Below are 9,644 nucleotides of genomic sequence, written 5' to 3'. Positions count from 1 at the left end.
TCCACCATCACCGCCGCCGCGGACAGCCGGCCGCAGTAGTCGTTCATCATCTCCAGCGCATAGGCGCCCACGTCGAACAGCGCCAGCACATCCCCGAGCTCCGTGGCAGCAGGCAGTTCTCGCAACCCTGGTTGATGCACCAAAACCTGCTCAAGCACCGACTGGTGTGCACGTAGCTCCGGCTGTTGCTGTAACAGCGTCTTCACATACCCTTCGCCCTCGATGTCGTAGTAGACGTCACTGCTGTCGCACAGAGGCCCGACCACCTTGCACCGTTGGGTGTCGACATCGTCGGCGCGATTGGCATTTATCATATGGAAATACCAGCCGATAAACGCGTCGAACAGCACGCTGTAGCCGGCGTCCAGATAATACATCGCCTGCTGGTTGCGCTGTTTCTGCGCCTCGATGCGGGTAAGCAAAACACCGGTATCGCTCACCATGCTGCGACCCGGTTCGACAACGATTTCCACGCCCTCACCGAGGGACTCACTGATGGGCCGAATCAGGGCCTGCGCCAGCACCTCGAAGTCTACGCCGGTGCAGTATTTACCCTGGTAATGCCCGGAGGTCGTGCGCCAGTTTTCTTCGGAACTGCTGTAATTTTTCGGAAAGCCGCCACCGAGGTTGATATGTTCCAGGGGGTAGGGCAGCAGCGCGCTGACTTCCCTGAAGTATGCGATGAGGAATTCGGCCTCCCTCTGGTAGGCACCGATATCGGTTACCTGTGTACCGATGTGCGCGTGAATACCGGTCATCTTGAGAAAGGAAACATTTTCCCGGATCAGCGCGATCGCCTCGCGCTGCTCCGCTCGGGTCATCCCGAACTTGGAGTCCGATGTGCCGGTTTCCCAGCCCGCTGCGGCGCCGCCCTTTATCTCGGGGACAATACGCAGGGTTACATTGGCGCGCTGCCCGAGCGCCTGCGCCACCGCGAGAATACGCTTGAGCTCGGTCAGCGAATCCACATTGATCGCCTTGATTCCCGCCGCAATGACCGTGCGCAGCTCCTCTACAAGTTTGGCGACGCCATTAAAGACAATATCCCCGGGCTGAAAACCTGCGGTGATGGCTTTGTGAAATTCGCCTCCCGAATTAATTTCGATGGAGAGACCGGCGGCCCTGAACACCTGCAGCACCGCGATATTCGCGTTGGCCTTGCTGGCGAAACACACCGTGGTCTTCCGATGCTCCCGGCGGAAATGATCCAGAATGCTCTCGGCGTTACTACGGAGCTGCCGCTCGGAAAAGACGTACAGAGGCGAACCGTATTGCTCAACCAGCACGTTGATGTCGACACCATCAATGTGCAGCTGCCCATCTCGGCTGGCGAGATAATCGTTTCTGCCCCAGGGATACAGTGCGGCGGCTTCTTTCATTTTTTTGTTCTCATCGCGAGCGCTTAGGTTTCGGATTCGCCAGGCCACGGCCTGTGTATTTCCCCGATCTTAGCAACCTATCGACGACCCGAGCTATCGACTTCGCACGTGCGCTGCCCCGCAACGGAACTCCCGGGATGCTTGTCCGGCGTGGGTATTGGACCTACTATCGAGCGGACGCGGTACTTCCACCAATTTCAATAAAAAAACAGCACGCTGGATTCCCGCGTGCGCGGAGACGCCGAACCTTGATCACAACATTCCTGCGCGCTGTCGCCATCCTGGCCTGCCTCCCCTGTGTATTCGCTGCTGCACCCACGTTTGCCGGCACAATAATCCGGGACGCCACGGTGTTTGACGGCTCCGGTGCCCCCGGGGTCGTCACCTCGGTCAAGATTGACGGCGACCGCATTTCCGCCGTGGGCGACATAACACCGCGACCCGGCGACCGCGTCATTGATGCGGAAGGGCTGGTGCTGGCACCGGGTTTTATCGATACACACTCACACCACGAAATCGGCATTGACGACGCGCCCGCAGCGGCCGAAGCCATCAGCCAGGGCATCACCACCATTGTGGTAGGGCAGGACGGCAGTTCCCCGGACGAGCTGCCGCTCGCGCAGTATTTTGCCCACCGCCAGCAGCACCCGGTGAGCGTCAATATCGCCAGTTATTCCGGCCACAACACACTGCGGGAGAAAGTGATGGGCCTCGCCGAGCGCGAGGCCAGTGTCGAAGAGATCCGCAAAATGCAGGAACTGCTGCAAGCCGACATGGACGCCGGCGCACTGGGCCTGTCCACCGGACTCGAATACGACCCCGGGATCTATTCCAGCACGGGCGAGGTGCTGGCGCTGGCCGGGATTGCCGCGTCTGCGGGCGGGCGCTATGCCAGCCATCTGCGCAGCGAGGATCGGCATTTCTGGGAGGCACTGGAGGAACTGCTGACCATCGGTGAGCAGGCGAAACTGCCGGTGCAGGTCTCGCACATCAAGCTCGGCTCGCTGTCACTGTGGGGGCAGGCCGACAAAGTGCTGGCTCGCCTCGACGCCGCCCGGCGCACGGGCATCGACGTCAGCGCCGACATTTACCCCTACACCTACTGGCAGTCCACGCTCACCGTGCTGTTTCCGGAGCGCAACTTTGATGACCTCGCCGCCGCGGAGTACGCGCTCAGCGAGCTCACCACCGCCGATGGCATGCACATCACCCAGTTTGATGCACGCCCGGAATTCGTCGGGAAAACCATTGCGGAGATCGCCGCCTCACGCCGCGAGAAGCCAGCCGTCACTTATCTGTGGCTGCTCCGCCTGGCCGGGGAGTACAGCCCCGAGTTCGATGGCCAGCAGGTCGTGGGGGTCAGTATGAGCGAGGCAGATGTCGAGCGGTTCATCACCTGGGAGCACAGCAATTTTTGCTCCGACGGCGCGCTGAATGACGGGCACCCCCGCGGTATCGGCAGCTTTCCCCGCATTTTGGGCCGCTATGTGCGCGAGCAAAACGCCCTCGACCTTGCGCGCGCGATACACAAGGCCACCGGCCTCGCCGCCCAGCACATGGGCATTCGGCAACGCGGCCAGATTCGCCCCGGTTATTACGCCGACCTGGTGCTGTTTGATCCGGAACGGATCATCGACCGCGCCAGCATAGAAAAACCGGGACTGGCTTCCGCAGGTATATCCAGCGTATGGGTCAATGGCGTAGCGGTGTACCGGGATGACGCGGTGACCGGAGCGCCGGCGGGTGTGATCATCAGGCGCTGAGACCGCACAGCGAATGCGCCGTGCGGCCCACATTCGATCTTATCTGCGGGGCAACAACCCGCCCGCATGCGCCATCACATGAAACACATAGTTCTGCTCGTGAGTGCCGGACAGCAATTGTGAGCCAGGGCCGCGCGCCCAGATGCCCACATCCTCACCGCCGTGGGTTTCACCCGATGTCGGCACCATAGCCTCTTGGAAATACCCGGGGTTCTGCGTGTTCACCTTGGTGATGTCGGCGCGTCCCGCGTGGGTATGTGCGTCCTCGCGAATGTCGGAGTTGGTCTCTTCACCGAGGTCGGCAAATCCCTGGCCATTGGCGTAGCCAACGGTGGTATAGGGCTTGCCATCCGCGGCCAACTGTGGGGTTTTCATCGGCTCGCCGCGCGCGTCATTGCTCACCACTTTGCCGAGGATCGGGTTGCCGCGGGTGGGGTAGCCGGCAATGGTGAAGGTGTGACTGTGGTCCGCGGTGACAATGATCAGGGTGTCTTTCGCATCGGTCTTGTCCATGGCGACCTGCACCGCCTTGGCGAACTCCACCGCATCGTGCAGTGCGTTGTAGGCATTACCCGCGTGGTGGCCGTGGTCGATACGGCCGCCTTCCACCATCAGGAAGTAGCCGTCCCTGTCTCGATTCAGCAACTCAATGCCCTTGGCGGTCATCTCACTCAGGGAGGGCTCACCGGCCTTGTCATTGCCGCGGTCTGACTCGTAGCGCATGTGCGACGGCTGGAACAGGCCCAGCAGTTTGCCGGTGGTTTTGCTGTCGATCTTGTCGAAACCAGCGCGATCCTCGATATACACCCCATTCTTGCCGTAGCGGTTCTGCCACTCGCTTACCAGGTTGCGGCCGTCCTCGCGCTTGCCGGCGGCGCCTTCCAGGTCGGTGACGTCCGCGGGCAGGAAGCCGCGACGACCGCCGCCCATGATCACGTCAATACCGTCGCCCACCGGCATCGCCACCAGCTGCGCGGCGATATCGACGCAACCTTGCGGGGCTTTGTATTCCCAGTCGCGCTCCGGCACCTTGGCGAAGGTGGCGGCGGGGGTAGCGTGGGTAATGCGCGCGGTACTGATGATACCGGTGGCTTTGCCACGGCCTTCCGCCAGTTCCAGCGCGGTGGTCAGCGGGTGTTCCAGGCTCGCCTTACAGTCGCCGCGGGTCACGCTCTCATCCACACCGATAAAACCGGCCTTGGTTTTTACGCCGCTCATCAGCGCGCTGGCGGTACCGGCGGAGTCCGGGGTCTGCTGGTTGGTGTTGTAGGTTTTGATCAGGCCGGCGAACGGCATCTTCTCGAAGCTGAGCAGGTATTCCTCACCAGACAAGCCCTGCTGCTGGCCGGCGAGAATCCGCGCAGCGGTCACCGTGGAGATACCCATGCCATCGCCGATAAACAGGATCACATTCTTCGCGGCACCGCGCTTGTTGTTGATTTTCACCTGCGCCGCCTGTTGCAGGCGGTCCTGGGCTTCGCTGAACCAGTGGCTGTTGCGCTGGCTGGCGGACAGGCCTTCGGCGCTTACAGAAGCCGAAAGTGTGGCGGCGGTAAGCGCGGCGGCGAGTGCCGCGCCAATGGATGTGCGGATCATGGAGTTCTCCCGGGCAAAGAATGGCGCCAATTAGACGGGGGAGATATTACAGAATGGTGACGTCGGCGACGACCACCTCCTTGCCCGCGGCCGTCAGCGGTAGGAGACCACCTCTTGCACCCCGGTCTCCTGCCCCTCGCGCACTTGCCGCAGGAAGTTGTCTCTGGGCCCCAGCACCGCGTCGCGGCCCTCTTGGAAGCTCTGCTCCTCGACGATGGCGCGGTAGGCCTTGTTCAGATCCAGCGCGCGACGGGGCGAGGGCATGATCAGGGTGTTGATGTCGGCGGCCAGGCGCTCGAGCATGGCGCTTTTCAAACTGCCATCTTCCGTGAAAAAGCGCGCGCGTACCTCGGTATTGGAGCGGTACTCGTCGGCGTTGCCCACCTGCTGCAGGTAAAACGCGTATTCCCCCTGACCATCTTGCCGCCGCGGTTCGGGTATCCCCACCAGCGGCCGCTGGGTCCAGTGGTACCAGCCGCGCTGGAAACTGTCCGACGCCTCCAGTTTGCGGCTCATGGCGAAACTGCCATCAACATTGGCGCCGATGGCACCGTGGCAGCCAGTGCAGGTGGCGAGCTCCTCAAACGACTGCGGGCGCAACGCGCCGTGCGCATCTTCGATAAAACCGCTGTAGCGCCAGCCGCGGCGATTGCTGACACCGCGTTCTATATCCCCCACCACCGGCTCGAGGCGGTCGGGAAAATCGTGCGCTTCCTTGAGTTCATTGGCGGCGAGTTCGCGGTGCTGGAAATAATTGACCCAGCGCACCTTGCGCGCGTATCTCAGCTCTTTCATGCGCGGCGCCATGCTCACCTGGCCGTCGGCGCCCACATCGAGGTAGCGCACGCTGTGCAGGAATTCGGTACCCAGTGGATAGGCGCCGGCGGACAGCGGTGCCTTGTCGCGCAGCTGGGCCAGGCGCGCGGCACCCACGTAGGACATGAAACGCTGCTCCCGCGGTGCCCAGTCATAGGCAACCTTTGTCGCGGTCGAGAGTTCACCGTTTTTGTCGAGATCGACCTTGAGAGTTTTTTCATCCACCGCGGCGATCGCGACATCCGCGCGCTTGATCAGTGCCTCAACGATGGCGAGATTTACCCGGTAAACCGCGCTGCTGTAATTACCGCTCTCGCTGTTGCGGTACATTTCCGGCAGACGAATCAGCACGTCGTCGGTGGAACCGTTAGTGGGAAAAAACGTGCCGGGAAACGGCGTATAGGCCAGCGCACGCCAGCCGGTAAAATTACCGTTGCCATCGCGGTCAAAACCTTCGCTGTCGAATGCAAATTCCACATCCGGCACATAGCCATCCCAGGTACCGTTGCGATTGCCATCCCAGTGCGCCGGCAATTTCTGCGCAAGCGTTTGCGCGAGTGGAATGCTGCGATCCTGCGCACGATAGTTGTCCTCACGCACATAATCGAGAATGGTTTTGTCGCTCACCGATGCGAGATATTCACTGCGATCCTTGAACAGGTTGTGCCAGCGATTCTGTCGCGCGGGTTCGGCGAAGTCGTACACCAGTTGCAGGTCGAGATCGTTAGTGAAATTCGGGGCCTGGCCATTGGTGTGGCAGACGTAGCAGGGATTACTCGCTGGCCCCGCAGTATTCTCGGTTTTGGTGTAGCACTGGGGCGGGGTGACGGCCGCGGGATTCGACAGATAGAGGCGGCCCAAATTTTTTGCTGCACTTTCCGGCTCTTTTGCCTGCGCAGGTACACCGAAAAAAGTTTGCCCGCAAATCATGGCGACGGCGAGCGCCGCGAAAAAGGAAGCACGCATAACTCTGACTCAAAAAAGCTGATTCGAAAAACAGGAAAGCCAGAACCCCAGGAAATCAATTCAGGGTTCTGGCAGAGAGAGCGTCGAGGAATTACTCCGCGCTTACATCCATGGCCGGGAAGGGACCGACGTAACCGGTGTAGGCACGGTGCTCCAGCGAGCCGGGTGCCAGCTTGTCGCCGTCGGATTCGCCGTAGGGATGCTGCACCACGCTCATCAGGTAACCAAAACCATTGATGTTCGGGTACCAGTAGGGCGAGGTGGTTTCAGAGCCGTAGGGCGTGGTCTGGATACGGGTGAGGCCGCCGGTGGAATCCGCAGCGTCGACCTCGTCCAGGTTCAGGGACCAGATCACATCGTTCTGGTGACCGGAGCCGGTGTCCTCACCGATGACCAGGGTGTTGTAACCGGTGATGAAGGTGACGTTGTCCGGATTGGCGATGGCGTCGACATCGCAGGTATTGCCGGCGAAGGCGCTGTCTGCAGCGTATTGCGTGGGAATACCACCGATCAGGCCGTACATGTTGGTGGCAACGTAATCGGAACCGATCTCACTGTCTGCGGCAACGTCCAGCTGGTACACCGCACCACAGGCGTTGGCTTCGGCAATCTGCACATCGCCAGCGCCATCGGTCATTCCCTTGCCCACTTCACTCATCGCCAGGTACAGCTTGCTCCCGGCCGGATCAAAGGTGATGCCTTCTTCCTTGCGGAATTCGGTGGAGGCACCCATGAGTGCGGCGTAACGCCGGGTTTCCAGGCGCGAGGCGATCTTTTCCATGCCCGGCTTCAGGCTAAGACATTCCTTGTTGCCGTTGGTCGCGGTATCGATACAGCCTTCGGCGTCCACTTCAAAAATATCGCTGAAGGTAATCGCGGGGACACCATCGGCACCGTGCACAGCGGCGTCGATCTCGGCGTCGGTGGCATGGCCCAGGGATACCCACTCCAGGTCGGCAGCACCCAAGCCTTCGGCGGAAGTCTGGTTCCACTTGGCGGCGTAGACGGTACCCGCGCTCAGGTCACCGGCGGTATCGGCGATAAACATATACAAACCAACGTTGGTGCCGTCGTCGGTCATGTAAACGCTTTTGCTGTCGGGCATCACGTAGGACAGCTCGAACGCCAGGCGCCCCATGGCGTAGTGCTTGGTCAGCTCGGTAGTGGGTGCCGCATCGCCCTCGGCGTTTACATTGATCTCGATATTCCAGCCGTAGAAATAGGGGTTCCACTGGCTGGGATCGGCGTAATACTCCAGCATGGTCGCGGAGTAGCCGTCTGCTGCCGTTTCCACACTGGTGGGCAGGCTGCGGGCGTCCGGCTCGTATTCTTCGGAGGCCAGGTGTGCATTCCACGGCGTAACAGAAGCGGCGCAGTGCACCCAGCCACCGTCAACGCCGGACTGGTCTATCTGCCACAGCTCTTTGGGGCTGAGTTCTCCAGTAGTTGCATCCTGATCCAGTTCCATCAGGAACATGGCACCGGGGCGGGTTTCCATCTGCGATACGGAGAACAGGCGGTCGCCGATGGGCAGCAGCGAGGTGTGCTCGTTGGCGTCGGTCACTTTGATCATGCCGTCGTCGTCGTACAGTGCCTGGCCGGCGGCGTCCACCAGCAGTCCGAAAGTCACATTGCCATTTACCACGTCGCCAGAACGCAACAGCGTGTGGAAGCCAATCTCGTACTCTTCGCCATCCACTGCCACTTTCGGTGCAGCCATAATCTGGCGCTTTTCCTGGTCGGTACTGGGGGTCGCCACACCGGTAAAACTCAGGGTGCGCACTGGTGTTTCGCCCGTGCCATCATCGGGATCCGGCATCGGCACTTCGACTTCCGGCTCATTGCGGTGGTTGTCGTCACTACAGGCGGGAATCAGTGCAAAGGCAGCGAGAATAACCCCAAGCTTCAAAGCCAGCGGTGTTTTTGAGAACGGAATCATTGTGTAAGCCCCAAGCTTAAAAATATTTTGCGCCGGGGATTTAAACGACCAGAGGTGACAGGGACGTGACAGATGAGCCTGCCACTGTGAAGGATGGATGAAGTTTATGTGAATCGGGATTCCGGTCACACTCGGAAAAATGGCGGGATGCGTGAAATATTTTTTTCAATTAACCGATAAACTTCACTGCACACTCGTCCGGGTCGCGGCCCTTGCCTTCCCGCTGCAGGCGCTCGAGATAACTCTGCCACTTTTCCGTGCGGGTATCGCACAGTTCACGCAGGTAAGCCCAGGTGTAAATACCACTGTCGTGGCCATCGTCGAAAAATATCTGCAGCGCGTAGCGGCCGGCGGACGCAATCTTTTCCACGCCCACATGTATTTTTCCGCTGACCAGGGTTCCATCACCGACACCGTGACCACGCACCTCTGCACTGGGGGAATAGACCCGCAGGTATTCCGCCGGCAGTTCGAATTCTCGATCGGCGTAGTTTAGGATGAGTTTTTTACCGGCCTTGTCGAGGCGAATTTTTTTCGGGGCGGACATGATTTAATCCGGAAATTTACGACATACGGGCCGCGTAGTGCGGCCCATATGTGTATCGAAAAAGAATGGATCAGAGAATAAAGCGCGAGAGATCTTCGTCTTTACTCAGTTCGCCCAGATATTTATCCACATAGGCGGCATCGACGGTCACGCTGGTGTCACCATCACCACCGGCAAAGGAAATTTCCTCCAGCAGCCGTTCAAGTACGGTGTGCAGGCGGCGCGCACCGATATTTTCGGTGGATTCATTCACATCGTAGGCCACTTCCGCGATGCGACGGATGCCGTCCTCGGTGAAGCTCAGGTCCACACCTTCGGTGGCGAGAAGCGCTTTCTGCTGTTCGGTGAGCGAGGCGCTGGGCTCGGTGAGAATGCGCTGGAAGTCATTGGAGGTGAGTGAACTCAGTTCCACGCGAATCGGCAGACGGCCCTGCAGTTCCGGAATCAGGTCGGAAGGTTTGGCCAGATGGAACGCACCGGAAGCGATAAACAGGATATGGTCGGTCTTGAGCATGCCGTACTTGGTGGTAACGGTGCAGCCTTCGATCAGTGGCAGCAGGTCGCGCTGCACACCTTCGCGGGAGACGTCAGCGCCGCTGTTGCCCTGACGCTTGGCGACCTTGTCGATCTCATCGATA

7 protein-coding genes are annotated in these 9,644 nt (G+C 60.1%); 1 reads left to right on the top strand and 6 read right to left on the bottom strand.

What is annotated here, in order from left to right; genetic code table 11:
- The coding region (locus tag VIL80_RS00520) for a diaminopimelate decarboxylase family protein (protein ID WP_332034212.1) at positions 1-1,379 on the bottom strand (1,379 nt) is incomplete at its 3' end.
- Between the two features lie 248 nt (positions 1,380-1,627).
- Between VIL80_RS00520 and VIL80_RS00515 the strand changes: the two genes are divergently transcribed.
- Positions 1,628-3,142 (top strand): N-acyl-D-amino-acid deacylase family protein, encoded by a 1,515-nt coding sequence (locus VIL80_RS00515; protein WP_332034211.1) that lies wholly within the window; start codon positions 1,628-1,630, stop codon positions 3,140-3,142.
- Between the two features lie 39 nt (positions 3,143-3,181).
- Here the strand turns inward: VIL80_RS00515 and VIL80_RS00510 are convergent, their stop codons facing one another.
- The 5 genes from VIL80_RS00510 to VIL80_RS00490 form a co-directional block, all read right to left on the bottom strand.
- Entirely contained in the window at positions 3,182-4,738 is a 1,557-nt protein-coding gene (locus tag VIL80_RS00510) for an alkaline phosphatase (protein WP_332034210.1), read from the bottom strand.
- A gap of 93 nt (positions 4,739-4,831) precedes the next feature.
- Positions 4,832-6,415: an Aq_1262 family (lipo)protein gene (locus tag VIL80_RS00505; protein ID WP_332034209.1), complete on the bottom strand. Its 1,584-nt coding sequence runs from the start codon at positions 6,413-6,415 to the stop codon at positions 4,832-4,834.
- Between the two features lie 196 nt (positions 6,416-6,611).
- Positions 6,612-8,459, bottom strand: a complete 1,848-nt coding sequence (locus VIL80_RS00500) for a PhoX family protein (RefSeq protein ID WP_332034208.1) — start codon at positions 8,457-8,459, stop codon at positions 6,612-6,614.
- 169 nt (positions 8,460-8,628) lie between these two features.
- Positions 8,629-9,006 carry a gamma-butyrobetaine hydroxylase family protein gene (locus VIL80_RS00495; protein WP_332034207.1) on the bottom strand — a complete coding sequence of 126 codons (378 nt, stop codon included), beginning with the start codon at positions 9,004-9,006 and terminating at the stop codon, positions 8,629-8,631.
- 70 nt (positions 9,007-9,076) lie between these two features.
- Positions 9,077-9,644, bottom strand: a 568-nt coding sequence (locus VIL80_RS00490) for an AAA family ATPase (protein ID WP_332034206.1), incomplete at its 5' end; no start/stop codon positions are given.

This window comes from Microbulbifer sp. (assembly GCF_036563125.1).
Classification (GTDB): Bacteria; Pseudomonadota; Gammaproteobacteria; order Pseudomonadales; family Cellvibrionaceae; genus Microbulbifer.
Note: the sequence above shows the minus strand (reverse complement) of the source record. Positions and strands in the feature narration are given on the sequence as shown.

Excerpts from the sequence above, each read along its gene's own strand:
- VIL80_RS00510 (WP_332034210.1), bottom strand. The coding sequence starts at position 4,738 with ATGATCCGCACATCCATTGGCGCGGCACTCGCCGCCGCGCTTACCGCC.
- VIL80_RS00495 (WP_332034207.1), bottom strand. The coding sequence starts at position 9,006 with ATGTCCGCCCCGAAAAAAATTCGCCTCGACAAGGCCGGTAAAAAACTC.
- VIL80_RS00500 (WP_332034208.1), bottom strand. The coding sequence starts at position 8,459 with ATGATTCCGTTCTCAAAAACACCGCTGGCTTTGAAGCTTGGGGTTATT.